The sequence below is a fragment of the Paraburkholderia aspalathi genome, from assembly GCF_900116445.1.
GTDB classification, from domain to species: domain Bacteria; phylum Pseudomonadota; class Gammaproteobacteria; order Burkholderiales; family Burkholderiaceae; genus Paraburkholderia; species Paraburkholderia aspalathi.
The window spans coordinates 497,730-522,181 of the sequence record NZ_FPBH01000002.1 but is presented as its reverse complement, the minus strand read 5'-3'; the positions used below and the strand labels follow the sequence as shown (position 1 = coordinate 522,181).

General features: G+C 60.8%; 22 protein-coding genes. 17 read left to right on the top strand and 5 right to left on the bottom strand.

Features of this window, described 5'->3' with window-relative positions; genetic code table 11:
- Positions 1-115: 115 nt before the first annotated feature.
- The 4 genes from BM438_RS04995 (at position 116) to BM438_RS04980 (ending at position 5,212) form a co-directional block, all read left to right on the top strand.
- A complete protein-coding gene (locus tag BM438_RS04995; RefSeq protein ID WP_093633193.1) occupies positions 116-1,627 on the top strand; it encodes a sugar ABC transporter ATP-binding protein in 1,512 nt (503 codons plus the stop codon).
- A gap of 24 nt (positions 1,628-1,651) precedes the next feature.
- Positions 1,652-2,677 (top strand): ABC transporter permease, encoded by a 1,026-nt coding sequence (locus tag BM438_RS04990; RefSeq protein WP_093633192.1) that lies wholly within the window; start codon positions 1,652-1,654, stop codon positions 2,675-2,677.
- A gap of 123 nt (positions 2,678-2,800) precedes the next feature.
- Entirely contained in the window at positions 2,801-3,742 is a 942-nt protein-coding gene (locus BM438_RS04985; RefSeq protein WP_093633191.1) for an ABC transporter substrate-binding protein, read from the top strand.
- A gap of 171 nt (positions 3,743-3,913) precedes the next feature.
- Positions 3,914-5,212 (top strand): L-fuconate dehydratase, encoded by a 1,299-nt coding sequence (locus tag BM438_RS04980; protein WP_093633190.1) that lies wholly within the window; start codon positions 3,914-3,916, stop codon positions 5,210-5,212.
- Between the two features lie 33 nt (positions 5,213-5,245).
- Here BM438_RS04980 and BM438_RS04975 read toward each other — a convergent pair whose 3' ends face one another.
- Positions 5,246-6,160: a LysR family transcriptional regulator gene (locus BM438_RS04975; RefSeq protein WP_093633189.1), complete on the bottom strand. Its 915-nt coding sequence runs from the start codon at positions 6,158-6,160 to the stop codon at positions 5,246-5,248.
- Between the two features lie 160 nt (positions 6,161-6,320).
- Between BM438_RS04975 and BM438_RS04970 the strand changes: the two genes are divergently transcribed.
- The 11 genes from BM438_RS04970 to BM438_RS04920 all read left to right on the top strand — a co-directional run bounded on the left by BM438_RS04970 (position 6,321) and on the right by BM438_RS04920 (position 18,009).
- The gene (locus BM438_RS04970; protein WP_093633188.1) at positions 6,321-6,656 is read left to right on the top strand and encodes a DUF4148 domain-containing protein; all 336 of its coding nucleotides are present in this window, start codon (positions 6,321-6,323) and stop codon (positions 6,654-6,656) included.
- A gap of 50 nt (positions 6,657-6,706) precedes the next feature.
- A complete protein-coding gene (locus BM438_RS04965) occupies positions 6,707-8,020 on the top strand; it encodes a serine hydrolase domain-containing protein (RefSeq protein WP_093633187.1) in 1,314 nt (437 codons plus the stop codon).
- A gap of 56 nt (positions 8,021-8,076) precedes the next feature.
- Positions 8,077-8,943, top strand: a complete 867-nt coding sequence (locus BM438_RS04960; RefSeq protein WP_093633186.1) for an NmrA family NAD(P)-binding protein — start codon at positions 8,077-8,079, stop codon at positions 8,941-8,943.
- 319 nt (positions 8,944-9,262) lie between these two features.
- On the top strand, positions 9,263-10,159 hold the full coding sequence (locus tag BM438_RS04955; protein ID WP_093633185.1) for a nitrilase family protein: 897 nt from the start codon (positions 9,263-9,265) through the stop codon (positions 10,157-10,159).
- A gap of 64 nt (positions 10,160-10,223) precedes the next feature.
- On the top strand, positions 10,224-11,390 hold the full coding sequence (locus BM438_RS04950; RefSeq protein ID WP_093633184.1) for a substrate-binding protein: 1,167 nt from the start codon (positions 10,224-10,226) through the stop codon (positions 11,388-11,390).
- 64 nt (positions 11,391-11,454) lie between these two features.
- Positions 11,455-12,288 (top strand): branched-chain amino acid ABC transporter permease, encoded by an 834-nt coding sequence (locus tag BM438_RS04945; RefSeq protein WP_093633183.1) that lies wholly within the window; start codon positions 11,455-11,457, stop codon positions 12,286-12,288.
- Entirely contained in the window at positions 12,281-14,143 is a 1,863-nt protein-coding gene (locus BM438_RS04940; RefSeq protein WP_093633182.1) for an ABC transporter permease subunit, read from the top strand. Before BM438_RS04945 ends, BM438_RS04940 begins: the two co-directional genes overlap by 8 nt.
- Positions 14,140-14,847: a branched-chain amino acid ABC transporter ATP-binding protein gene (locus tag BM438_RS04935; RefSeq protein WP_093633181.1), complete on the top strand. Its 708-nt coding sequence runs from the start codon at positions 14,140-14,142 to the stop codon at positions 14,845-14,847. Before BM438_RS04940 ends, BM438_RS04935 begins: the two co-directional genes overlap by 4 nt.
- A gap of 35 nt (positions 14,848-14,882) precedes the next feature.
- Positions 14,883-16,184, top strand: coding sequence for an amidase (locus BM438_RS04930; RefSeq protein ID WP_093633180.1), 1,302 nt, complete (start codon positions 14,883-14,885; stop codon positions 16,182-16,184).
- A gap of 32 nt (positions 16,185-16,216) precedes the next feature.
- The gene (locus tag BM438_RS04925) at positions 16,217-17,392 is read left to right on the top strand and encodes a transporter substrate-binding domain-containing protein (protein WP_093633179.1); all 1,176 of its coding nucleotides are present in this window, start codon (positions 16,217-16,219) and stop codon (positions 17,390-17,392) included.
- The gene (locus BM438_RS04920) at positions 17,389-18,009 is read left to right on the top strand and encodes an ANTAR domain-containing response regulator (RefSeq protein WP_093633178.1); all 621 of its coding nucleotides are present in this window, start codon (positions 17,389-17,391) and stop codon (positions 18,007-18,009) included. Before BM438_RS04925 ends, BM438_RS04920 begins: the two co-directional genes overlap by 4 nt.
- A gap of 10 nt (positions 18,010-18,019) precedes the next feature.
- On the opposite strand, the gene BM438_RS04915 is transcribed toward BM438_RS04920, so the two are convergent.
- The 4 genes from BM438_RS04915 to BM438_RS04900 form a co-directional block, all read right to left on the bottom strand.
- Positions 18,020-18,466: an SRPBCC family protein gene (locus tag BM438_RS04915; protein WP_093633177.1), complete on the bottom strand. Its 447-nt coding sequence runs from the start codon at positions 18,464-18,466 to the stop codon at positions 18,020-18,022.
- Positions 18,467-18,591: 125 nt separating this feature from the next.
- Positions 18,592-19,995, bottom strand: a complete 1,404-nt coding sequence (locus tag BM438_RS04910; protein WP_093633176.1) for a GGDEF domain-containing protein — start codon at positions 19,993-19,995, stop codon at positions 18,592-18,594.
- 270 nt (positions 19,996-20,265) lie between these two features.
- Positions 20,266-20,910: a helix-turn-helix transcriptional regulator gene (locus BM438_RS04905; protein WP_054038287.1), complete on the bottom strand. Its 645-nt coding sequence runs from the start codon at positions 20,908-20,910 to the stop codon at positions 20,266-20,268.
- Positions 20,911-21,054: 144 nt separating this feature from the next.
- On the bottom strand, positions 21,055-22,026 hold the full coding sequence (locus tag BM438_RS04900) for an ornithine cyclodeaminase family protein (RefSeq protein WP_093633175.1): 972 nt from the start codon (positions 22,024-22,026) through the stop codon (positions 21,055-21,057).
- A gap of 240 nt (positions 22,027-22,266) precedes the next feature.
- On the opposite strand from BM438_RS04900, the gene BM438_RS04895 reads away from it, so the two are divergent.
- On the top strand, positions 22,267-23,055 hold the full coding sequence (locus BM438_RS04895; protein ID WP_093633174.1) for an ABC transporter substrate-binding protein: 789 nt from the start codon (positions 22,267-22,269) through the stop codon (positions 23,053-23,055).
- A 64-nt stretch (positions 23,056-23,119) separates the two neighbouring features.
- Positions 23,120-24,361, top strand: a complete 1,242-nt coding sequence (locus tag BM438_RS04890; RefSeq protein WP_093633173.1) for an NAD(P)/FAD-dependent oxidoreductase — start codon at positions 23,120-23,122, stop codon at positions 24,359-24,361.
- Positions 24,362-24,452 lie beyond the last annotated feature (91 nt).

The window sequence follows — 24,452 nt, the reverse complement described above, 5'->3', positions numbered from 1 at the left end:
ACGATTTCAGCCGCGATACCCGGCAATGCCCGGCGCAGCGGCTTCCCGCGCTTTCTCGACCCGCTCCCCGCATTGAGGCCAGCGGCGGTCGCGGAATTGCCGTCCAATCCGCGCCATGATCCCGCTCATTTCCGTTACAAGGCTCAACAAGCGCTTTCCCGGCGTGCGGGCGCTTCACGAAGTCCAGTTCGAACTCATGGCGGGCGAAGTCCACGCGCTGATGGGCGAGAACGGCGCCGGCAAGTCGACGTTGATGAAAATCCTCGCCGGCGTCTACACCCGGGATACGGGCGACATCCTCTATGACGGTCAGCCGGTCGAGTTCTCGAGTCCGCGCGAGGCGCAGGCTCTCGGCATCGGCATCATTCATCAGGAACTCCAGCTGATGAATCACCTGACCGTCGCCCAGAATATGTTCATCGGCCGCGAGCCGCGTGGGCGCCTCGGTCTGTTCCTCGACGAAGACAAGCTCAATGCGCAGGCGCACGACATTCTCGCCCGCATGCATGTGAATATTGACCCGCGCGCCGTGGTCAGCACGCTCACCGTCGCGAAGCAGCAGATGGTCGAAATCGCCAAGGCCTTGTCCTTCGACTCACGCGTGCTGATCATGGATGAGCCGACTTCGGCGCTCAACGACGCCGAGATCGCCGAGCTATTTCGCATCATTCGCGAGTTGAAGAGCCGGGGTGTGGGCATCGTCTATATCTCCCATAAGATGGACGAGCTGAAGCAGATCGCCGACCGCGTCACCGTGTTGCGTGACGGGGAATATGTGGCCACCGTCACCGCGAAAGACACCAGCGTCGACGCGATCATCGGCATGATGGTCGGTCGCACCTTGACCGACGTCGCGCCTTCTGTGAACGTGACAGGCACAGGCGAGGTCGCGCTCGAAGTCCACAATCTGAACGCCGGCCCGCTTGTCAGAGACGTCAGCTTCACACTGCGCAAAGGCGAGATATTGGGTTTTGCTGGCTTGATGGGCGCTGGCCGCACCGAGGTCGCCCGAGCTGTGTTCGGCGCCGACCCGATCGAATCAGGTGAAATCATCGTGAAAGGTGTGAAGGCGACGATCAGGAATCCGAGCGATGCGGTGGCGCGTGGCATCGGTTATCTCTCGGAAGACCGCAAGCGCTTCGGTCTCGCGACCGGCATGAACGTCGAATCGAACATCGTCATGTCCAACCTGCGCAAATTCCTGTCGTTCAACTTTTTCTTGCGCCGCACTGAAATCCGCCGGACAGCCACCCATTTCATCAATCTGCTCGCTATTCGTACGCCCTCCGCGACGCAGGAGGTGCGGCTTCTCTCAGGCGGCAATCAGCAGAAAATCGTCGTTGCGAAATGGCTGGAACGCGACTGCGACGTGCTGTTCTTCGACGAGCCGACGCGCGGCATCGACGTCGGCGCCAAGAGCGAAATTTACAAACTCCTGCGCTCGCTCGCCGGAGAAGGCAAGGCGATCGTAATGATCTCGTCGGAACTGCCGGAGATTTTGCGCATGAGCGACCGCATCGTCGTGATGTGCGAGGGCCGCATTACCGGCGAACTTTCAGCCACGGAGGCGACGCAGGAGCGCATCATGCAACTGGCGACGCAGCGCGAAACCTTAAAAGCGGCGTGAGCCCGAAGAGGAGAGATCCAGTTTATGACACAGCCATCGGATACTTCGACGCTCGCTAACGAGGGACGGTTGTCCGGCCTCAGAGCCCGCGTCTTCACGCCGACTGCTCTGCAAAAGCTGCTCGCCTTCGGGAGCCTGATCCTGTTGCTGGTCTTTTTCAGCTTCGCGTCCCCTGCGTTCATGCAGATGGACAACATGCTCGGGATTCTGCAGGCGACCGCCGTCAACGGCGTGCTGGCGATTGCCTGCACGTTCGTCATCATCACCGGCGGCATCGATTTGTCCGTCGGCACCTTGATGACCTTCACGGCCGTGATTTGCGGCGTGTTTCTGACCTATTGGCATTTGCCGATGTGGACCGGCGTCCTGGCTGCGATCGGGACGGGCGCAATCTGCGGGACTATTTCGGGCACCCTCACGGCGAAGATGAAAATACCGCCGTTCATTGCCACCTTGGGCATGATGCTGCTGCTGAAAGGCCTTTCGCTCGTCGTCTCGGCAGACAAGCCGATCTATTTCACCGACACCGAAAACTTCTACATGATTTCCCAGGATTCGCTGATCGGCTCGTTCCTGCCGAGCCTGCCGGTTCCGAATGCGGTCCTGATCCTGTTTTTCCTTGCGGTGGTGAGTTCGATCACGCTCAATCGCACGGCGCTTGGCCGCTACACGTTTGCGCTCGGCAGCAATGAAGAAGCGGTGCGTCTTTCGGGCGTGAATGTCGACCGGTGGAAGATCGCCATTTACGGCCTCGCTGGGGCCATTTGCGGCATCGCTGGGCTGCTGATCGCCTCGCGGCTGAATTCGGCGCAGCCGGCGCTAGGCCAAGGTTACGAACTCGAAGCGATCGCCGCCGTGGTCATCGGCGGGACGTCGCTCAGCGGTGGTTCGGGCACGATTCTGGGCACGATCATCGGCGCGTTCATCATGAGCGTGCTGACCAACGGCCTGCGCATCATGTCCGTCGCACAGGAATGGCAGATCGTGGTGACCGGCCTCATCATCATTCTCGCCGTTTACGCCGACATTTTGCGGCGCAAGAAAAGCTGACGAAGGTGGACGCTACGCGAAACAGGATCAAGAATCAGGATCAAGAATCAGGATCAAGAAAAGGGAGCGCCCAAGGCTCCCCGCACGGCTGAAGGTTGATGGCCAACTTAGGAGGAGAACCCCATGTTGAAAAGAAAACTAGTCGGTGTCGTGGTCGGCGTTGGCGCGCTCATTGGCGGAACGAGTGTGACGTTCGCGCAAGACACCTACATCCCGCTGATCTCGAAGGGCTTCCAGCACCAGTTCTGGCAGGCGGTCAAAGCCGGCGCGGAACAGTCGGCCAAGGAGCACAACGTCAGGATCACCTTCGAGGGTCCGGAAACCGAGGCCATGGTCGATAAGCAGATCGACATGCTCTCTGCCGCGCTCGCCAAGAAGCCCCAGGCGCTCGGCATCGCCGCGCTCGATAGCAAGGCAGCCATTCCCCTGTTGAAGCGGGCGCAGGCCGCCAAAATACCTGTGATCGCCTTCGACTCGGGCGTCGACAGCGACATTCCGTTGACCACGTGCGCGACCGACAATGTTGCCGCGGCCGCACTTGCCGCCGACAAGATGGCCGAGGCGATCGGCAATGCCGGGGAGGTGGGTCTGGTGGTGCATGACCAGACCAGCCGCACCGGCATCGATCGCCGCGACGGCTTCCTGAATGAGATGAAAACGAAGCACCCGAACATCAAGATCGTCTCAGTCCAGTATGGCGGCGGCGACCACCTGAAGTCGGCGGAAATCGCCAAGACGATGATCCAGGCCAACCCCAATCTCAAGGGTATTTTCGGGGCGAATGAAGGGTCGGCGGAAGGTGCGGCGATCGGGATCAAGGAATCAGGCAAGAAGCTCGTGCTGATCGGCTATGACTCCGGCAAGGAGCAGAAGGACGACATCAATTCGGGCTTGATGGCCGGCGCCATTACGCAGAACCCGGTCGGCATCGGCAAATGCGTCGTCGACTCAGCGGTGAAGGCGTTGAAGGGCGAGAAGCTGCCCAAGAAAGTCGACACGGGCTTCTACTGGTACGACAAGAGCAATATGAGCGATCCGAAGATCGCGGCTGTGCTCTACGATTGACCGGCACTACCTGACGCGAAGAGAGAGGAGGGGGCACGGCGCTCCCTTTTCTTTTCTCGTGCTGCCAAGTGTCCGCTTGGAACGAAGGTGGCTGCAAAGAGGTGGGGCGTGCACGTACGGCCTCTTTGCTTATAAGCAGAAGACGATAGCTGTCGCAGAGGAGGGGTTCAGATGCCCACGATCACCAAGCTGTCCGTCCGGGACATTCGGTTCCCGACCTCCCGTTCACTCGACGGCTCCGATGCGATGAACGCCGCACCGGATTACTCCGCCACCTATGTGACGCTCGAAACCGATTCGCCGACGGGTCTCACAGGCCATGGCCTTACCTTCACCATCGGCCGCGGCAACGAGATCTGCGTGAGTGCGGTAAAGGCGCTTGCCCCGCTGGTCATCGGCACAAAGCTCGAGGATATCGCTGCGAACATGGGCGCCTTCTGGCGCACGCTGACGTCGGACAGCCAGTTGCGCTGGATCGGTCCGGACAAGGGCGCGATTCATCTGGCGACCGCGGCTGTGGTGAATGCGGCCTGGGACCTGTGGGCCAAAGCGGAAGGCAAGCCGGTGTGGAAACTGCTCGTCGACATGAGCCCCGAGGAACTCGTGCGATGCCTCGACTTCCGCTATGTGACCGATGCGATCACGCCGCAGGAAGCCATCGCCATGCTGCACCGTCATGCAAAGACAAGAGGCGAGCGCGAAACGGAAATGCTGGCGCATGGCTATCCGGCCTACACGACGTCGGCCGGCTGGCTCGGCTACGACGACGACAAGATTCGCCGGCTCGCACGTGAAGGCGTCGCGCAGGGCTGGACGCACTTCAAGCAGAAGGTGGGCGGCAATCTTGAAGAAGATATGCGCCGCGCCCGCATCTTGCGCGAAGAAATCGGCGAAAACCTGAAGCTGATGATGGACGCGAACCAGGTGTGGGATGTCGACGAAGCGGTCGCGAACATGCGGCGCCTGGCGGAATTCGATCCCTGGTGGATTGAGGAACCCACGAGTCCCGACGACATTCTCGGCCACGCCGCTATCCGCGAGCGGATTCGGCCTATCGGTGTCGCGACGGGCGAGCACTGCCATAACCGGGTGATGTTCAAGCAGTTGCTGCAGGCGCAAGCCATCGACTTCTGTCAGGTCGATAGCTGCCGCCTGGGCGGTCTGAACGAGGTGATCATCGTCCTGTTGATGGCGGCGAAATTCGGTGTTCCCGTGTGTCCGCATGCGGGCGGGGTCGGTTTGTGCGAGTACGTCCAGCACATTTCACTGTTCGACTATATCTGCGTGTCGGCGTCGCTGGACAACCGGGTGCTCGAATACGTGGATCATTTGCATGAGCATTTTGTCGATCCTGTCGTGATTCGAAACGGCCGTTATATGCCGCCGCAACGAGCCGGCTACAGCATCGAAATGCATGCGGCGTCGCTCGATGAGTATGACTTTCCCGAGGGGCCCGCCTGGCGGGTTTGAAGCGGCACGCGCGGGCTCCTCTGCGGCTATTGGCTAACTCGTACTCGCCAAGGCGACGATAAAGTCAAGAAACACCCTTGTCTTGGCCGGCGTATGGTGTCGCGATGGATGGTACGCATAGAGCGGGAAGCGTTCATCCGGCCAGTCTGGGAACAGGTTGACGAGCCGTCCCTCCCGAATCAGGGGTTCCGCTCCGAGCAGAAGCATCTGCGCGATGCCGGAGCCGGCCAGGCACGCGTTGAAGAGTGCGCTCGGATCGTTCACCGTAAGCCGTCCATTCGTTTCGACAACCAGCTTTTTGCGCTTGCGATGAAACTCCCACGGATACGGCTTGCCGGTTTCCGGGTTCCGGAATTCGAGGCACCGGTGCGCCCCGCCGCCCAGATCTTGAGGCTCCGCTGGCCGCCCCCGGCGCGCGAGGTACGAGGGTGCTGCGACGGTGACAACTGCCGTGTCCAGAAGCTTTCGCGCAATCAGACTGGACGAGCGAGGTTCGCCAAATCGCAAGGCCAGATCGAAGCCGTCCACGATGAGGTCGCCGAGCTGATCTCTCGCAATGAACTCGAGTTCAAGTTCAGGATGCGCATCCATGAATTCGTCGAGCTTCGGGCCCAGAACGATTCGAAAAAAAGCGGGATCAAGATTGATTCGCAGCTTCCCGCGTACTGTCGCGGTGCCGCCTGAAGCGGCGGCCGCCGCTTCCTCCATTCCCCTTAAGTGCGGCATGACCTGCTCGTAGAACCGTTTGCCCTCTTCCGTGAGGGAAACGGCGCGGGTCGTGCGATTGAAGAGCCGTATTTTCAGCCGCTTTTCGAGCCGGGCGATTGCCCGGCTAACTCCGGGGGGCGACATACCCATCACTTCGGACGCGGCTGCGAACGTCCCCGCATCGACGACGGCCGCAAATACGCTGATACCGCTAGAGAGATTCTCGCTGGACGATCTCATTGACGCTCCCCGCACAGTGCTTCAAAAACCGCACTATGGCTCATTAGTGACTACCTGTCACTTCACAAGTGTCATTCGTATCATTTAGTTTCTCATCGAGTTTACCCACAATGCATCCCAACGGTCCGTTTCGACCGCAACGATCCAAAGGAGCATTGCCATGAATACCCGTTATTTCGCAGTTGCTATTGCCGCGGCCATCGCCTTCCCTGTCGCTGGCTACGCCCAGGAATCCTCGACCGTCACGCGTGCCCAGGTGCGCGCGGAACTCGTCCAGCTGGAAAGCGTGGGCTACCAGCCCGGCCGCGCCAATGATCCGCATTACCCCACCGACATTCAGGCAGCCGAAGCAGCAGTGGCCGCGCGGAAGGGCGCCGAGTCGAACGTCGCCAGCGGCGTGGGCGGTGTGCGCAGCGGTTCGTCCGATTCGGGCAATCGCGTTGCCGGGGCGGCCCTCGCGAATGCACCGTTCAACTCGCTTTACGCACATCGTTGATCGGCGCGTCACACCAATCATTGTTCATTCCAATTTCCAAGGAGTAGGAGATGACCGTTCAACTCACCCGCCGCGACCTGTTAAAGCGGGCGTCCGGCCTCCTGGCGGTCGCCGCCGTGGGCGGATTGACCAGCATCGGAACAGAGGCCGCGGAGGGTCATCAGGAGCGTCATCGTGTTCTGGTCCGCAACCCTGCCTTTGCCGCGATTGATCTCTCCCTGCGGCAGGCCGTCGACAACGGCGCCGTAGCCGGTGTGGTGGCGATGGGTGCCACGCAGCGCGGGCTTGTCTACGAGGGCGCATCGGGCCATGCCAATCCCCAGACGGGTACGGCGATGACGCCCGACACGGTGTTCTGGTTGCTATCGATGACCAAGGCGATCACTGCGACCGCCTGTATGCAACTCATCGAGCAGGGCAGGCTCTCACTCGATCAACCCGCGGGCGACATTCTCCCGGAACTGAAGTCGCCGCAAGTGCTGGACGGCTTCGATGCATCCGGACAGCCGAAACTGCGCCCTGCGCGTAACACGATTACCGTGCGTCATCTGCTGACTCACACGTCCGGCTTCACGTACAGCATCTGGAGCGAAAACATGAGCCGGTACGAAAAGGTGACCGGCATGCCGGATATTGGCTACTCGATGAACGGCGCGTTCAAGGCGCCGCTGGAGTTCGAGCCTGGCGAGCGCTGGCAGTACGGCATCGGAATGGACTGGGTGGGCAAGCTGGTTGAGGCGGTGACCGATCAATCGCTGGAGGTTTATTTTCGCGAGCACATCTTCGCACCGCTCGGCATGAGCAATTCGGGATTTCTGATCAGTGGCGCGCAGAAGCAACGCGTGGCGACCATGCACAACCGGCAACCCGATGGATCGCTCAAGCCCGCTCCGTTCGAGATCAACCAGCGCCCCGAATTCTTTATGGGCGGCGGCGGGGCATTCAGCACGCCGCGCGATTACATGGCGCTCCTGCAGATGCTCGTGAACGGCGGGACGTACCGCGGCGAGCGGGTCCTGCGCGCCGACACCGTTGCGACGATGTTCCAGAATCACATTGGAGATCTTCAGGTAACCGAAATGAAGACAGCACAGCCGGCGTGGTCGAACAGCTTCGATCAATTCCCTGGGATGCCGCACAAGTGGGGGCTTTCCTTCGACATCAACACGCAGCCGGGTCCGCATGGCCGCAGCGCGGGCAGCGTTAGCTGGGCGGGACTGCTGAATAGCTATTTCTGGGTTGATCCTGTCAGGAAGGTGACCGGCACGCTGTTCACGCAGATCCTGCCGTTCTACGACCCTCGCGTGGTGGATCTGTATGGACAGTTCGAGCAGGGTCTGTATCACGGCTTGCAACACGCCTGAGCACTGGTCAGTGATCGGCACTCGGGACACATCTATTTACGCATGGAGAAACTGCAATGTATGCAATCACAGGGATAACAGGAAAGGTCGGCGGCGCGGTGGCGCGCACGTTGCTCGCAGCGGGTCAGCCAGTTCGCGCGGTGGTACGCGATGCCGCTCGAGCACGTTCGTGGGCTGAGCGCGGCTGTGAAGTGGTGACGGCCGACATGGACGACGAGGCATCGCTAACCGCCGCTTTCGAGGGCGCGCAAGGCGTCTTCATCCTGCCGCCGTCCGAGTTCGATCCGTCGCCGGGCTTTCCCGAAGCACGTGCAGTCATTGACGCTGTGCGTGGGGCGCTGCAGTCCGCGGCGCCTGGCAAGGTGGTCTGCCTGTCGACGATCGGCGCGCAAGCCACCGAGATCAATCTGCTCACGCAACGTACGCTGATGGAGCAGGCGCTTCAGGATTTGCCGATGCCGGTGACATTCCTGCGTCCCGGCTGGTTCATGGAAAACGCCGCGTGGGACGTGGCGCCGGCCCGCGACACAGGGGTGATCCCCAGCTTTCTGCAGCCGCTCGACAAGGCGGTGCCGATGGTCGCTACCTCGGACGTGGGTCGCGTTGCCGCGCAACTGCTTCAGCAAACCTGGCTTGGCGTGCGTGTCGTCGAGCTGGAGGGACCGCAACGTGTGAGCCCGAACGATCTGGCCGCGGCATTTGCCCAGGTGCTCGGTCGTCCGGTTCGTGCGGAGGTGGTGCTGCGCGAAACATGGGGCGAGCTGTTCCGCTCCCAGGGCACGACGGACCCGTTGCCGCGCATGCGCATGCTCGACGGCTTCAATGAAGGCTTCATCGCCTTCGAAGGCGATGAAGCCGATATCGTCAAGGGCGAGGTGGAACTGGAAACCGTTCTGCGAGGCCTCGTTTCGCAGGCGAGCTAACGCGGGCACACCCGGTGACGTGTGCAGATCCCGCGTCGCCGGGTACTTTCCGTTCATCGTTCAGCAAGGGACTCATATCAAGGGGTTCGCTATGGATTCTAGATTTTGAACTGACCAGAAACATGTCCCCAAGGAATTACCCTGGCCGCAGTCAAACCGCTTGACATCCTGAATTTGGCTTCATAAATTCGCTTCGACTGAGCCGTCATTGTTTCCGGCGGCTCCACGGCAACGATGCCGTGCTACATATGAATGGCTATGCAGCCCCCGAACTTGCGTCCAACGCTGGTTCGGGGGCTTTTTGCTTTTGGGAGAAGAAATGATGACGTTGCAGTACAACCCCGCGGAACGTGGTGTCGCAGATATGGTGGTCGCGTGCGTTCAGATGGAACCTCATGTCGGCAGTAAGCGCGACAACGTGGCGCAATGCATCCGCCACCTCGAAGCCGCGGCGCATCACGGCGCGTCTCTGGTGGTGTTGCCGGAGCTGGCCAATAGCGGCTACGTGTTCAACGATCGCGATGAGGCGTTCGCGCTGGCCGAAACGCTGCCGGAAGGGGAAACCGCGCAATTGCTTGCGGAAACGACGCAGCGCCTTGGCATCCATGTCGTGATGGGTATTGCCGAGCGGGCGGGCAAGCAACTCTACAACTCAGCGATCCTGACTGGCCCGGCGGGTCACATCGGCGTCTATCGCAAACTGCATCTCTGGAACAACGAACATCGCTTCTTCGAACCGGGCGATCGTGGCGTGCCGGTGTTCGACACGCCGCTGGGACGAATCGCCATCGCCATCTGCTACGACGGCTGGTTTCCCGAAACATACCGGCTTGCCGCGATGCAAGGTGCCGACATCGTCTGCGTGCCCACCAACTGGGTGCCGATGCCGGCGCAACCGGACGATCGACCCGCCATGGCCACGACGCTCACCATGGCGGCCGCGCACAGCAACGGCGTGGTGATCGCATGCGCAAATCGCATCGGCACGGAGCGTGGTCAACCGTTCGTCGGCCAGAGCCTGATTGTGGGCGGCAACGGGTGGCCGGTCGCGGGCCCGGCCAGTGTCGATCGCGAAGAAATCCTGTACGCCGCAATCGATCTGACGCGCACCCGTTCGGAACGCACGCTGAACGCCTTCAATCACGTGCTGAGCGATCGGCGCGCGGACGTGTACGACCCGATGCTGGGCACCGGTTGGCCGACCTCACGCGCATGAGGCATCCGATGGCACGCCCGTATGAAACACAAGAATTTCATTCGACCACTGTGAGGAAAAATCCATGACTCCGTTCAATAGACAAATCCTTGGCGCCGCCGCGGCGCTCGTCGCGGCCTGCACCTGCATGAGTGCGCTCGCTGCCGATCCGATCAGGATCGGCGTAGCGGTGGGGCTCTCTGGCGCAAATAGCGTGGTCGCGCCGGCCGTCGTGCAGTCGTCGCAACTCGCTGTCGACGAAATCAACGCAGCAGGTGGGATCATGGGCCGCCAGTTGCAGCTCGACATCACCGACGACGCGTCCGGTGCAGTCGGCGCGCAGAAAGCGTACGACACGCTCGTGTTCCAGAAGAACGTCGATGCGATCATTTCCATGGAAACGAGCGCCGCGCGTAACGCCGCGCTGCCGATCGTGGCGCGCGGCAAGAAGCCGTTCGTATATACGTCGTTTTACGAGGGCCGTTCGTGCAGCCCGTGGATGTATGTCAACGGCTGGGTGCCTGAGCAGCAGGTCGCGCCGGTGGTCGATTACTTCGCGAAGAGCAAGGGCGCCAAGACCTTCTATCTGGTCGGCAACGACTACGTTTTTGGCCGCGGTATGCTTGGATTCACCAGAAAATATATCGAGGAGCATGGCGGCAAGGTAGTCGGCGAGGAGTACTTGCCGATCGACGGCACCGACTGGACACCGATTCTCTCCAAGATCCGCGCGGCTCATCCCGATGCGTTGATCAGCGCGACGGCCGGCGGCGCGCCTAACGTGTCGCTCGCCAAACAGTTGAAGGGCTCCGGCATGACGCTGCCTTATGGCAACCTGGCGATCGACGAAGGCACGGCGAAGAGCATGGGCGACGTCGCCACGGGCATGTATATGTCGGGCTCCTACCTGACGGGCATCGATACGCCGGGCAACAAGAAATTTCTCGCGGCCATGGACAAGAAATTCGGCAAGGATCTGAAGACGCCGAACGAGTTGTCCGAGCCGCAGTACGAGGCCTTTTTCCTGTACAAGGCCGCGGTCGAAAAGGCGGGCTCTACCGACGCCGACAAGGTGATCAAGGCGCTGGGCCAGGTGTCGTTCGACGGGCCACGCGGACCAGTGGCCATGAACAGGAGCCGCCACACGCCTCTCGCCATGCGCCTTGGCCAGATACAGGCAGATGGCTCGATCAAGATCTTGCAGACCTTCCCGAGCGTGGATCCGGGCGCGCAGTGCCCGAATATCAAGTAGACGCAACTGGAAATACAGCATCCGCCTGATGCACATTCGCAGGCGGATGCGACCGGAGAAGACAATGGTTCTGGCACTCGACATTTTCACAACCGCGGCGGTGCTGTTCATCGTGACCGCAGGGTTGATGGTGATTTTCGGCGTGATGAAAATCGTCAATTTCGCCCACGGTGCGCTACTAACAATAGGCGCATACGCGAGCTTCGTCGTGACGCAACTCAAGCTGAGTCCATGGCTCGGACTGCCGCTCGCGATCGTGGTGGGTACCGTCGTGGGCATGCTCGTCGAGCAGGTGATCGTGCGCCCGCTCTACAAACGCCCACTCGACGCGATCCTTGCTACCTGGGGTCTCGGCATCGTGATTGGGCAGCTCATCGTGATGACCTTCGGCCGCGAGGCGCAGTTCGTGGAGACGCCGCTCAAAGGAGCCGTCACCATCGGTGGGACCGATTACTCGGCCTATCGTTTGCTGCTGATCCCGATCGCACTCGGTCTGTGCATTCTCATGACCGCGCTGCTCACGGGAACGCGCTTCGGCATCAAGACGCGTGCGGTGATCATGAATGAGGATCTGGCGCGAGGGCTCGGCATTCATTCCGGCCGCATCCGTTTTATCACCTTCAGTCTGGGCGCTGCGCTCGGTTCGCTCGCCGGCACGCTCATTACGCCGCTGTCGAGCGTCGACCCTGATATGGGACTGCCGTGGCTGGTGAGCGCGTTCATGCTGGTCATGGTTTCAGGACATTCGATGCTCAGTCTGCTGGTGACGTGCCTCGTATTCGGCGCTTGCCAGGTGCTGGTCAGCACGTTCGTTAGTCCGGTGCTGGGCGGATTGACTATCGCGGTGCTGGCAGCGCTCACGCTGCGCATTCGTCCCAAGGGGTTCTCTCATGGCTAAAGTCGACGCATCGCCACATGGAGCCGGAGATCAAGCTGTACAAAACGATGAGCGGGTAAGCAACGGACGAACGATTCACGGACGCGGTCTGCTCGTGGCCGGTGGCCTGGTTGTCGTGCTGCTGGCCGCGGGTCCGCTTGTCTTCGGCTCGTATCTGCTCAACGTCCTCATTCAGGCCTTCTTTTTCTCGATCGTGGCCGTGACCGTGGATATCCTGTGGGGCTACACCGGGTATCTGACGTTCGGGCAATCGGCGTTCTTCGGTCTAGGCGCCTATGCCGCGGGTCTTGTGTTTACACACGGCGGCTTTTCGGCGGGTTATGTGGTGCTTGCCGTGGGAGCGGCGATCGCGGTGACCGCGGCCGTGGCCGCATTGCTCGGCTGGCTGTCGTTCTATCGCGGTGCGTCGCCGTTCTTCGCGACGGTGATGTCGCTCGTATTGCCGATCGTTCTCAGCCAGTTGCTGCTCTCCGGCGGCGCGTGGACGGGCTCGAGTTCGGGACTCACCGGCTATGAGACCTTCGATCTTTCGCTGCAGGCCTGGTACTGGCTCGCCGGCGCTGCGCTGCTGGCTGTTGCATCGATTGCGTGGCTATTTGTTCGTAGCGACGGCGGCCGCGTGCTGGCTGCTATCCGCGACAACGAATCACGCTGCGCATATCTCGGCATCAATACGTCGCTCGTCAAGATCGTCTTGCTGGTTGCAACCGCGGCCATCGCCGGCGTTGCCGGATTTGGCTACGGATCGTTCAGCGGCGTGGTCGCGCCTGAGTTGGCTGGGTTTGTCCTTGGCACCCAACTGATTATCTGGGTCGCGCTCGGCGGTCGGGGAACGTTGTGGGGGCCGGTGATCGGCGCGCTTCTGATCAATGTCGGGACCGCCTATCTCAGCGGCAGCATGCCGTTCGCGTGGCAACTGATTCTGGGTGCTGCATTCGTGGCTGTGATTGTGCTGTTGCCGCAAGGCTTGGTGCCGCTGTTGCTCAAGCCATTACGTCATCTTGCGGGTCACGGCGCCGAACCGAAGCTGGTTGAGCGCGACGTCGGCGCAGCTCATGAACGGGCGCTATCAGTGCCAGCGCTGCAGATGAACGGCGTCGCCAAACATTACGGCAGCCTGAAAGTGTTGCAAGGCATCGATCTGAACGCCGATGGCGGTGAACTGGTTGGTCTCATCGGCCCGAACGGCGCCGGTAAAACGACGCTTATGCGCTGCATGAGCGACGGCGCGGAACGTTCTGCCGGCACGGTCACGCTGTGTGGCAACGATGTCCGGCAATTGCCGCCGGATCGCTGCGTGCATTTCGGCTTGGGGCGCAAGTTCCAGAACGCAAATATCTTCGAGACGCTTACCGTTGCGGAGTGCCTGAGAATCGCCGGCACCATCATCGAGCGGCCATCGCTCCTGCGACGCTCCGCGACGCTTGCACTGCCGCCCTATGCGCTGGAGGTGCTGCGTACCACCCATCTCGATCAGAGGCTGGGCGCTGTCGCGAAGGATCTTTCGCATGGCCAACAGCAGGCGTTGGAACTGGCGATGGTGCTCGCACTGGAGCCGCGTATCGTACTGCTCGACGAGCCCACGGCAGGCTTGACCAAAACGGAGCGCACGCAAATCGGCAATGTGCTCGCTGCATTGGCTCATCAATATCGGCTTTGTTGTCTGCTGGTGGAGCACGACCTCGACTTCGTGGCCGAAATTGCCACGCGTATCGTGGTCCTGCATCAGGGGCGCATCGTGATGCAAGGCAACTTCGACGAAGTCGTCAACTCGGAGCTGGTCAGAACGATTTATGCCGGGACTGCGCAAAGCGCTGCGGCAGGCGAAAACGTCGGACATCAGGAGGCGTCATGAGCCAGATTGCGCTGGAGTTGCAGGACGTGACGAGCGGGTACAAGGCTTCGGTCGTGCTGCGCAAGCTCTCGATGACCGTTGCCGACGGCGAGGCCGTCGCGCTGCTCGGCAAGAACGGCATGGGCAAGACGACGGTGCTCAAGACGATCATGGGCTATCTGCCGAAGAAAGCCGGCGCCATCCGTGCGCGCGGGCAAGATATCACGCGCATGGCGCCTCATCAGATCGCGCGCGAGGGCATTGCTTACGCGCCGCAGGAACATGCATTGTTTCAGGATCTCACCATTCGCGACAATCTGCGTCTTGGGCTCCAGAAGGCGTCGGCGTTCGACGAACGCTTTGCCGCGATCGAGCCCGTGTTCCCGGTATTCGCAAGTCGCCTGAAGCAGTTGGCCGGCACGCTTTCCGGCGGCGAACAGAAGATGCTGCTGGTGGCGCGCGCGCTCATGATGCGTCCTTCGCTCATTTTGCTCGACGAGATTACGGAAGGGTTGCAACCGTCCGTGATCGACCGTCTCGCCGACGCACTGCTATGGGAACGCAGCCAGCACGGCACGACGCTGCTGCTGGTAGAGCAGAATGTTCCCTTTGCGCTGAAGGTTGCCGATCGCTACGCGGTACTCAAGCAAGGCGAGATCCTCGAGCATGGCAACGCGAAAGATGAAGCAGCGGTAGGATCGATCTTCGAACACCTGCGCGTGTAAGTAACATTCAGGACGACCATGACGATAGGCGGCATATGACGAACGCAAACTCTTTTTATCGACCCCGCTCAGGACTGGACCTGTTCGAGCAAACCGCCGGCGACCCGCGCGAGCGCGAACGCGCCGTTCTCGAGTCGTTTGCGCGCATCGAGGAAGTCGAGCCCGAGGTGAGGGCGATGACGGCCGTCGCGCAGCGGGAAACGGCGTTGACCTCGGCCGCCGGTGCAACAGGTCCGTTGGCTGGCATACCGATCGCGGTGAAAGATATCTTCGACACGAGCGACCTGGTCACCGGCTACGGCTCGCCAATTTACGAAGGCCATCAGCCGAAATCGGATGCCGCGATTGTGACGTTGGTGCGGCGTAACGGCGGCATTGTCATCGGCAAGACCGTCACCAGTGAATTCGCCTACATGACGCCGCCTGTGACGCGCAATCCGTGCGACCTGACGCGTACCCCTGGCGGATCGTCATCCGGGTCGGCTGCCGCGGTGGCAGCCGGCATCGTGCCTTTCGCGATCGGCACTCAGACTGGCGGCTCGACCATTCGGCCCGCTTCGTTCTGCGGCATCGCCGGCTACAAGCCCACACTCGGCATGTTGCCGACCGTCGGCATGAAGTGCTTCTCGTGGTCGTTCGATACGGTCGGCTTGTTCGGCGCCGGTGTGCGTGACGTGGCTTACTTCGCGCAGGCCCTGTCGGGCCGGTCACTTGCCTTGAGCGGCGTGACGGCTGGCCCGGTGTTCGGCGTGCCGGACAGCTACCCATGGACCGCGCCGTCAGCGAATGCGAGTGACGTACTCGACAGAGCGGTGCGCGCCATCGAGCAGGCGGGAGGGCGCGTGCGGCGTGTGCGTTTCGCGCCATGGATGGCCGACCTGGTCGCCGCGCACAACACGATCCAGAGCTATGAGGCGTATCAGTCGTTGGGCTTCGAGTACGATCATCATCGTACCGATCTATCGCCGATGCTCGCCGGTTTTCTTGATCGTGCAGCGAGGGTCGATACCGCAACCTACATCGAGGCATGTGTGCTCGCGGAACAGGCGAAGGCGAGGCTTGCTGAACTATTCGACGGCATCACCGGCTTGCTGACACCGAGTGCGCCCGACGAAGCGCCCGAGGGCCACGCGTCAACGGGCGACCCCGCGTTCAATCGCAATTGGACCTTGCTCGGTTGCCCGTGTGTGAACGTGCCGGGATTGAGGGGCGCGCGAGGCGCCCCGATCGGCGTGCAGGTGATCTGCCGCCCTTGGGACGATGCCCGATGCCTCGACGCTGCCGCATTTGCCGAGCAGGCGATCGCGGCAGCAGTGGAACGTTTTCCCGCGACCTGAGCAACGAGGAAGCGATGCAAGGAGGAGACGAAATGGAGGCGAGCTCGCGACAGCCGGCCAATCCGGCGCCCGCGGACGATGGTTGGCGTATCGGCGTGTTGTACTCGCGCACGGGCGTGACCTCAGCGACCGGGTCGGAGCATTTTTTCGGCACCGTGCTCGCGATCGAGGAAGTCAACGCGGCCGGCGGCGTGGGCGGGCGCCTGCTCGACCCCGTTGTTTACGATCCGAAGAGCGATCCTGACGAATATCGCCGGCTCGCCACGCGGATGCTGCAGGAAGACGACGTGACCGTGATTTTCGGCTGTTCGACTTCGTCGAGCCGAAAGGCGGTTTTGCCGGTGATCGAACGCACCAACGCATTGCTCTGGTACTGCTCGATCTATGAAGGGTTTGAGTATTCGCCGAACGTGATCTACACCGGCGGGGTACCGAACCAGAACAGCATGCAACTGGCCGCTTATCTGCTGCGCAATCACGGCCGCCGTTTTTTTCTGGTTGGCGCCGACTACATCTATCCGCGAGAATCGAATCGGATCATGCGCGACATGGTCGAGCAGCATGGCGGCGAAATCGTGGAAGAACTCTATCTGCCGAGCGATGCGGATCCAGCGGCGCTGGAAGAAGTGGTGCGGCAGATCAAGGACATCGCGCCCGATGTGGTGTTCTCCACGCTGATCGGGCGAGGTGCGCGCGACTTTTATCGGCTGTATCGCGAGCACGGTATCGACCCCGCACAGATTCCGATCGCAAGCTTGACAATGACCGAGGGCGAAACGCGGATGATCGGCTCCGAACTGTGTGGCAGCCACATCGTCTCGGCGAGTTACGTCAACACGCTGAACCTCGCGAGTAACCAGCGCTTTCTGAAATCATGGCATGCGCGATTCGGAGATCAACCGGCCAGCATGTGGTCGGAGATGGCGTATAACCAGGTGCATCTGTTCGCGCTGGCGCTGGCCCGTACCGGAAGTCTCGATACGGCCAGACTGGTGGAGGCGGTACACGAAGTCGAATTCGATTCGCCAGAGGGAGTGCTGAAAATCGATCCGGAGAACAATCACGCGATACTGACGCCGCGCATTGCCGTGTGCAGGCCGGACGGCTCGTTCGATATCGTCTGGGAGGGCCGAGGTCCGGTCAAACCCGATCCCTATCTGACGACATACGGATTCGCGGAATTCTGGCTCGACGGAGAATCGGCATGAGCACGGGGGCCCGTCGTCTGTTCGACGATCTACGCACGCTGCGCGTCCTCGTGATTCATCCGCCGGGCGAGGATCGCATTGTTCTGGAAGAGCAGTTGCGCCGCATCGGCTGCCAGGTGCGCGTGCTCTGGCCGTTTCCCTCGCAACTGCCCGCCGATGTCGACGCGATTTTCTTTCTCGTCGGCCCCGAAACTCGCAGCGCGGGCAATTGGTGCGCAGCCGATACCGAAGCCACGCTGATCGCGTTATCCGACTACGAGAATCCGACGGCGCTAAAAATGCTGGTGGATACGCAGGCGCATGGCGTCATCACCAAGCCCTACCGGTCTACGGGCATTCTTAGTACCCTGGTGCTCGCGCGTGCGTCTTCAGGCTACCAGCAGCGCTTGCACAGCAAGGTCTCCAAGCTCGAGGAGGCGATCAAGGCGCGACGCCACATCGAGAAGGCCATCCGCATCCTCATGGAGGCGCACCAGCTCAGCGAGAGCAACGCATACGAGCACATGCGCTCGAGAGCGACAAGTCTCCGGGTCACGGTGAGCGAGATCGCCACATTGGTGATCGATGCCCATGAGGCAATGGAAAAGCTCGGCCTTGGCAAGGGACCAAAGCCTTGAGCCTCACACGCTAGTCAGGGATCACCGGCTCGACCAGCTTCGCCAACTGAACCAGCGACTCCTGCCAGCCGAGGTAGCACATCTCCACTGGAATGACCTCGGGCACACCCTCCTGCACAATCGTGAGCTCGGTTCCGCAGGACACTGCCCGCAAGGAAATAGTGACGTCCATCTGGCCGGGCAGGTTGGGGTTGTCGAAACGGTCCGAGTAGCGGATCTTCTCGAACGGCACCAGTTCGATGTATTCGCCGCCGAACGAGTGACCATTGCCGGTGCCGAAGTTACGGAAGGACATCTTGTGAGTGCCACCCACGCGTGCATCCATGTGGTGGACCTGACAGGTGAACCCATAGGGAGGAAGCCACTTAGCGATCGCATCGGGTTCGAGGAAGGCCCGATAGATGCGTTCGGGAGTAGCGTTCAAGACGCGATGGAGACGGATTGTTCCGGTAGTCATGGTGTGCTGGTCCTTCACTGGAGAAGTTGAACATACCCCTACGACGATCCGGCGACGCCGGTATCGACATAGGGTAAGACCAGGAAAAACCCGTAGGTGGCAAAGAGCATCACCTGTTATCGCTTCTATCCCGCCACCACACGGTTGCGGCCATCGTGCTTGGCCTGGTAAAGACGTTCATCGGCGACGCGTAAGAGGGTGTCGATCGTGTCGCCGTCGCGGCCAAACTCGGAGACGCCGACACTGACAGTAACGGCGACGGTCCGCCCGGTTCCGGTATAGAACTCCTCGGTCGCTACGGCGCCCCGAACGCGCTCAGCGATCGAACGTGCCACGTCCAGCGCGGCTCTGGGCAGCAACACCATAAACTCTTCGCCACCCACTCGCGCCACGCCGTCATAGGGCCGAATGGCATCAAGGCATTTCTGCACGAATCGCTGCAATACCTCGTCACCGACCTGATGACCGTAGTTGTCGTTGATCAATTTGAAGTGGTCGAGATCCAGCGCCAGCAACGAGAACGGTGCGCCACCTCGCCTCGCGCGTGCGATTTCGGCCTCCACTCGCTGGATAAACTCGCGCCGGTTCGCGGCACCCGTCAGCGGATCGGTCGCGGCGAGGTGCTCGAGCTTGTGATTGGTGCGTTGGAGTTCCTGCAGCGCGCTTTCCGTGCGTGCCATCGCTTCGGCGAGGCGAGCCATCAGTTCTTCCTGGCTGTAGATCGTTGAAAAGGAGCGCGTTGTGCGAAACGCTTGAACGACGCCGTAGCTCAGCAGGAAAAAGCCGGCGGCGAAGATCGCGTGTGCCAGCCACCACATATGATTCCAGGGCTTGCCGAGAATGAACGCGAGCGACGCCAGCGCGAAGAAAGTGATCGAAATGCCGTAGATCACCATGAGCGGCGAGCGAATGCGGCGCAGCATCAGCACCGTGACGTTCAGTGTCGAGAAGACAAGCGCGCCGCCTTCCATGGATAGCCGCACGGCGAGGTTGCCCGCAATGGGCGAGTTCGCAATGACTCCGACAACCAGGTCGATCACGACGAACACAGCGATCCATATGAGCCACGGGCGCGGATTCGAGCGCTGCTTGAGCGCGTCCGGCGCGCGGTGATACGAGAGAAGCCCGATCAGCAGCAGCACCGACATCACCAGGCGCGATGCGGGTCCGTAGAGCAGGAATAGCCAGATATTGTGGTGCGCCATGCCGGTGAACGCGCCGTGCAGCGCATAGACCAGCACAAAGCCCAGAAAACCTAGAGTCAGCCACCGCAACAGCGGTTCGCCCGACGACAGATAACAACGCCAGGTCACATAGGTGACAAACAGCCCCTCGAGCGTTGCCGCAGCAATCGCGACTTCGTGGAATCCGTGGTTTTCGAACTTCAGGCTTGGGTCTTGAAAGAAAGCCAGATAGGCAATCAGGTAGGCGGGAAGGAGCGCAAAACCAATGATCAGCAAACCTGAGTAGACCTTGGTCACGATCCCGATGAGGCGAGGCGGCTCTTCGATTGAAATTGTCGTGCTCATGTGCCCGTCTCCGGCAATACTACGGTGGTTTTTCGTATTGCCGAGCGATTGACGCTTGGATCAGCCGACTCGGACACGACACCATGCGGTTATGCTTGGCCAAACATACCGCGTAGCGGACTACCTTAAGGCAATTGAAAGTATAGCGGACTGCGATTTGAATCGGTGGTATATCGGTCGTGCAATTAGCGCCTGATATATCGTGCCGTTGTCTTCTGAAAATATCAGAGGCCGCAGTCGACGGTTGCCAGCCATTGAATCCGATTCAGCCTAGGCTGCGGCGCCGCGTAAATCCCTTATATGCTGATAGACAGTCGCACGGCCCATGCCCAGAACGTTGGCAACATAGTTAGCCGCGCTCTTTCCTTTGAAGGCTCCTTCTTCCCACAGCGCCTCGACAAGTTCGCGACGGTGTTCCCGGGTCAGGGAGTTGAGTGCCAGCTGGCGTTCCTGAAGCCATGCGTGGAGAAACGTGTTGATGCGTTCCTGCCAGTCGTCCTTGAACAGCTCCTCAGGCTGCTTCACCAGACCCGCACCCGACACCACGCGGTCGATGACATGTTTCATGTCCTCAAAGACGGCGATGTTGTAATTGACGCACATTACGCCGACAGCCGCGCCTGCGTCGTCAAAGAGCACCGTGCTGACACAGCGCATTCGTCTGCCATCCCAATTGATCTTTTCGTACGGACCGATCGTGCCTGACTGCGCTGAATGATCAATCTCTTCCAGCGCCGATTCGTCGCCCAGCTCACGCTTTGACAGGTTGTTGGCAATGTACGCGATCGTCTGGCTATGCAGGTCATGAATGACGATCTCGACGTACGGAAAGAAGAGCAGCGCAATACCGTCGGCGACACGGCCGTAGCGATCCAGCAAAAGCCGGCGCGCGGGTGTGGTCTTAGTCTTTCGCATAGGGAAGCATGAGATTTTTCGGTTTGGCCGGGTCTGCCGGCGTGTGCGTCAATGTGCAACGCATATTCGTGCGATGCACTATTTTGCCACGGGCAATATTCACCTCTGTTTGCGGCAACCCACGCACCGCCGCATCGGTCTGGTTCAACTGATCGGTTGCCCGCTCACGTGCCTGAACAACGCGTAGGCGATCGCTACATCTTCCAGTCCGAGTCCGATTGAGCGAAAGAAAACGTGCCGCCGCCAGGAGGGTTTCCTGGCTCTGCCGGATACGAGTTCGGGCAAATCGCCCAGAACGCTTTCTGGCGACCAGTCATGCAGTTGCGCCGCCAGTTTCATTTCACCTGCGTTGGCGGGCGTGGTTCGCCGGTAGTCGCAATAGACGTCCATGTCTTGAATCCACGCCGGTGGAATTTCATGCGCATTGGCGACATTCGTGCTGATCGACGTGATGAGTGCCGGCTTGGTCAGCAGGTTGTCCGACAGTACAGGCGTGCCTGAGGATGTGCACAACGCGATCACGTCGGCATCGCGCACACACTCATCGAGGTGGGTGCAAATCCGCACGCGTTCATCAAGGGCGGCGACCTCCGCGCGCTTTGCCTCGTTGCTCGCAAGCTCGGGTGAAAACACATTGATCGAGGCCCACGCTCGCAGCGGTGCAAGGTGGCGCAAATGCGCCTGCCCCACGGCACCCGCGCCGACGATGGCGAGCCGGCGTGCGTCGGGCGCCGCAAGGTGTTCCACCGCAAGTGCCGTTGCGCCGGCTGTGCGTTCGTTGGTGAGCAGACCCGCATCGCACCACATCAAAGGTTGCCCCGTTTCCATGGACATCAGTGCGGTCCATGCCGTAATGACCGGTTTCGCTTCGGTCACGATGTACGGCGACATCTTTGCTCCGAATACCTTGGCGTCCGCCAGGACCCCTAAGTACGTAATGAAATCGCCAGCCCCTTGTGGAAACGGGGTGAAGGTCTGGGGCGGCTGCACCGCGGAGTCGTTGGCAAGCGAGAGAAACATGTGTGTCAATGCGCCGCGCACGTCGAGGTGGGGCAGTGCTTTACGCACCGCGTCCTGCTGGACGATCAACGGGAATTCTTTGTCTGTGCTGCTCATGGGCCTGCTCTCCACATCGTTGCCGGCTATCGGCGTCAGCGCAATTCTAAAGTCAAAAAGTCCAGTCTGGACTTTTATTTTGAAAATCGCTTGCATTTGTTAGTGTCCAGAATAGACTGTCATTCCAGAACGAGTGTGAGAACAGGCGTTTCTGGCACCTCATGCATCTTCTCGAGGTCGCGCCGTCAGTTACCACCCCGTGCCCTAATTTTGTGAACCCCAATTTCATAGGGAACCACCATGCGTCTGAAGCTTTCACTCTCACTTTTCGTCGCTGCCGCTTTAATCGGTTCGGTTGGCACTGTCAGCGCCGAGACTCAAAGCACCTTGCGCTTCGGCATCGAGGCCGCGTATCCGCCGTTCGAAAGCAAGTCGCCGACGGGGCAATTGCAGGGATTCGACGTCGACGTCGGCAACGCGGTCTGCGCGAAGATGGGCGTGAAATGCGAGTGGGTGGAGAATTCGTTCGACGGATTGATTCCGGCACTACAGGCGCGCAAATTCGACGTCATCAATTCCGCGATGAATATTACGGACAAGCGCAAACAGTCCATCGATTTCACGCCGCCGATCTACGTGGTGCCGATCGTGATGGTGGCGAAGCGTGGTTCGTCCTTGCTGCCGGATGTGAAGAGCCTGCAGGGCAAACGCGTCGGCGTCCTGCAGGGATCGTCGCAGGAAGATTTCCTTAAGCGCCACTGGGCGAATGCCGGTGTATCGATCGTTTCGTATCAGGACCAGGATCAGGTGTACGCCGACCTCGTTGCCGGACGCCTGGATGCCGCCGTCCAGGAAGCGCAGACTGTTGAGGACGGTTTCCTGAACAAGCCGTCAGGCCATGACTATGCGATTGTCGGCCAGCCGCTCAGCGATCCGGCAACGCTTGGCGAAGGCACGGGCTTTGGCTTGCGCAAGGGCGACAAGGCGTTGGCCGGAAAGATCGATGCCGCGCTCGCCGCGCTAAAGAAAGACGGCACGCTCAGCAACCTGTCGCAGAAGTATTTCAAGCGCGACATCATCGCGAAGTAACCGGTTCATGACCCGATGCGAGCCGAATCGCATCGGGATCCGAAATGAACATTCGAGCGAGCTTATGGATTTCGATGTGATCGTGTTGGGAGCCGGGATTGTCGGCGTGTCGTCCGCGCTGCATCTGCAGGATCGCGGTCGCCGCGTGGGGCTCGTCGATCGGCGCGGCCCCGGCGAAGAGACCAGTTTCGGCAATGCCGGACTGATCGAAAGCTCGTCGGTGGTTCCCTACGGCTTTCCGCGCGATCTCGGTACGCTGCTGCGCTACCTGCGCAATCAGTCGACCGATCTTTACTGGGACTACAAGGCGCTGCCGTCTTTTGCGACGTGGCTCGCGCGATTCTGGTGGGAGTCGTCTCCTGAGCGGCTCAAGGCTGCCGCGCACGACATGTTGCCGTTGATCCGGCGCAGCGTTGCCGAGCACGATGTGCTGATCGCGCGTGCCGGCCTTCAAAGCCTCGCGCACGACGGTGGCTGGATCGAGGCATTTCGCACACGCTCGGAATATGAACGGCAGGCATCGGCCGCCGAAGTCACGGCGAGGACATACGGACTGCGCGTGGTGCCGTGCGACGCCGATGCACTGATGGCGCGCGAACCGGGTATCGCGTCGGGTTTTAGCGGCGCATTGCATTGGCAGGACCCGAAGAGCATCTCCAATCCGGGTGCGCTGACGAAGGGCTATGCGCGGCTGTTCGACGAGGGCGGCGGCGCGCTGCTCACTGGCGAAGTGGTCACGGTGCGTCAGGAAGCCGATGCATGGACTGTGCAGACATCGCAAGGCAGGATCAGCGCCAAAGAGGTGGTTGTAGCGCTCGGCCCTTGGTCCGACAAGGTTTTTGAACCGCTCGGATATCGGATACCGCTACGGGCAAAACGCGGCTACCACATGCACTACGAGGCGACGAAATCGATGCTCTCGATACCGCTGGTCGACACGGAAAAAGGGTATGTGGTCGCGCCCATGCAAGGCCGCCTGCGGCTGACTACCGGCGTGGAAATCGCCCGGCGCGATGCGCCGCCGACGGGCGTTCAACTGGACCGCGCGGAAGCCGTGGCCCGGCCGATATTCGGACTGGGCCGCCGCGTCGACGACGCGCCATGGCTCGGGTTGCGGCCGTGTACGCCTGACATGCGGCCTGTCATTGGGCGCGCGCCTCGCCATCGAGGGCTGTGGTTCTCGTTCGGGCATAACCATCACGGATTGACGCTCGGTCCGGTGACAGGGCGTTTGCTGGCGGAAATGATGACGGGGGGCGAGCCTTTTACCGATCCCCATCCGTTCCGTCCCGAGCGATTCCGATAGAGGGCGTGGTGGACCCGCTTCATCCATAAATCACTGCGTCACGAATCATCGCGTATCGGGTATGCGAACAACCGGAACGTACTTGAAACGG

Bases quoted from the DNA above. Each gene is read 5' to 3' on its own strand.
- BM438_RS04980 (WP_093633190.1), top strand. From the start codon at position 3,914: ATGCCCACGATCACCAAGCTGTCCGTCCGGGACATTCGGTTCCCGACC.
- BM438_RS04900 (WP_093633175.1), bottom strand. From the start codon at position 22,026: ATGAGCAGCACAGACAAAGAATTCCCGTTGATCGTCCAGCAGGACGCG.
- BM438_RS04920 (WP_093633178.1), top strand. From the start codon at position 17,389: ATGAGCACGGGGGCCCGTCGTCTGTTCGACGATCTACGCACGCTGCGC.
- BM438_RS04945 (WP_093633183.1), top strand. From the start codon at position 11,455: ATGGTTCTGGCACTCGACATTTTCACAACCGCGGCGGTGCTGTTCATC.
- BM438_RS04910 (WP_093633176.1), bottom strand. From the start codon at position 19,995: ATGAGCACGACAATTTCAATCGAAGAGCCGCCTCGCCTCATCGGGATC.
- BM438_RS04915 (WP_093633177.1), bottom strand. From the start codon at position 18,466: ATGACTACCGGAACAATCCGTCTCCATCGCGTCTTGAACGCTACTCCC.
- BM438_RS04975 (WP_093633189.1), bottom strand. From the start codon at position 6,160: ATGAGATCGTCCAGCGAGAATCTCTCTAGCGGTATCAGCGTATTTGCG.
- BM438_RS04895 (WP_093633174.1), top strand. From the start codon at position 22,267: ATGCGTCTGAAGCTTTCACTCTCACTTTTCGTCGCTGCCGCTTTAATC.
- BM438_RS04960 (WP_093633186.1), top strand. From the start codon at position 8,077: ATGTATGCAATCACAGGGATAACAGGAAAGGTCGGCGGCGCGGTGGCG.
- BM438_RS04970 (WP_093633188.1), top strand. From the start codon at position 6,321: ATGAATACCCGTTATTTCGCAGTTGCTATTGCCGCGGCCATCGCCTTC.
- BM438_RS04950 (WP_093633184.1), top strand. From the start codon at position 10,224: ATGACTCCGTTCAATAGACAAATCCTTGGCGCCGCCGCGGCGCTCGTC.
- BM438_RS04990 (WP_093633192.1), top strand. From the start codon at position 1,652: ATGACACAGCCATCGGATACTTCGACGCTCGCTAACGAGGGACGGTTG.
- BM438_RS04935 (WP_093633181.1), top strand. From the start codon at position 14,140: ATGAGCCAGATTGCGCTGGAGTTGCAGGACGTGACGAGCGGGTACAAG.
- BM438_RS04905 (WP_054038287.1), bottom strand. From the start codon at position 20,910: ATGCGAAAGACTAAGACCACACCCGCGCGCCGGCTTTTGCTGGATCGC.
- BM438_RS04925 (WP_093633179.1), top strand. From the start codon at position 16,217: ATGGAGGCGAGCTCGCGACAGCCGGCCAATCCGGCGCCCGCGGACGAT.
- BM438_RS04940 (WP_093633182.1), top strand. From the start codon at position 12,281: ATGGCTAAAGTCGACGCATCGCCACATGGAGCCGGAGATCAAGCTGTA.
- BM438_RS04985 (WP_093633191.1), top strand. From the start codon at position 2,801: ATGTTGAAAAGAAAACTAGTCGGTGTCGTGGTCGGCGTTGGCGCGCTC.
- BM438_RS04930 (WP_093633180.1), top strand. From the start codon at position 14,883: ATGACGAACGCAAACTCTTTTTATCGACCCCGCTCAGGACTGGACCTG.
- BM438_RS04890 (WP_093633173.1), top strand. From the start codon at position 23,120: ATGGATTTCGATGTGATCGTGTTGGGAGCCGGGATTGTCGGCGTGTCG.
- BM438_RS04995 (WP_093633193.1), top strand. From the start codon at position 116: ATGATCCCGCTCATTTCCGTTACAAGGCTCAACAAGCGCTTTCCCGGC.
- BM438_RS04955 (WP_093633185.1), top strand. From the start codon at position 9,263: ATGATGACGTTGCAGTACAACCCCGCGGAACGTGGTGTCGCAGATATG.
- BM438_RS04965 (WP_093633187.1), top strand. From the start codon at position 6,707: ATGACCGTTCAACTCACCCGCCGCGACCTGTTAAAGCGGGCGTCCGGC.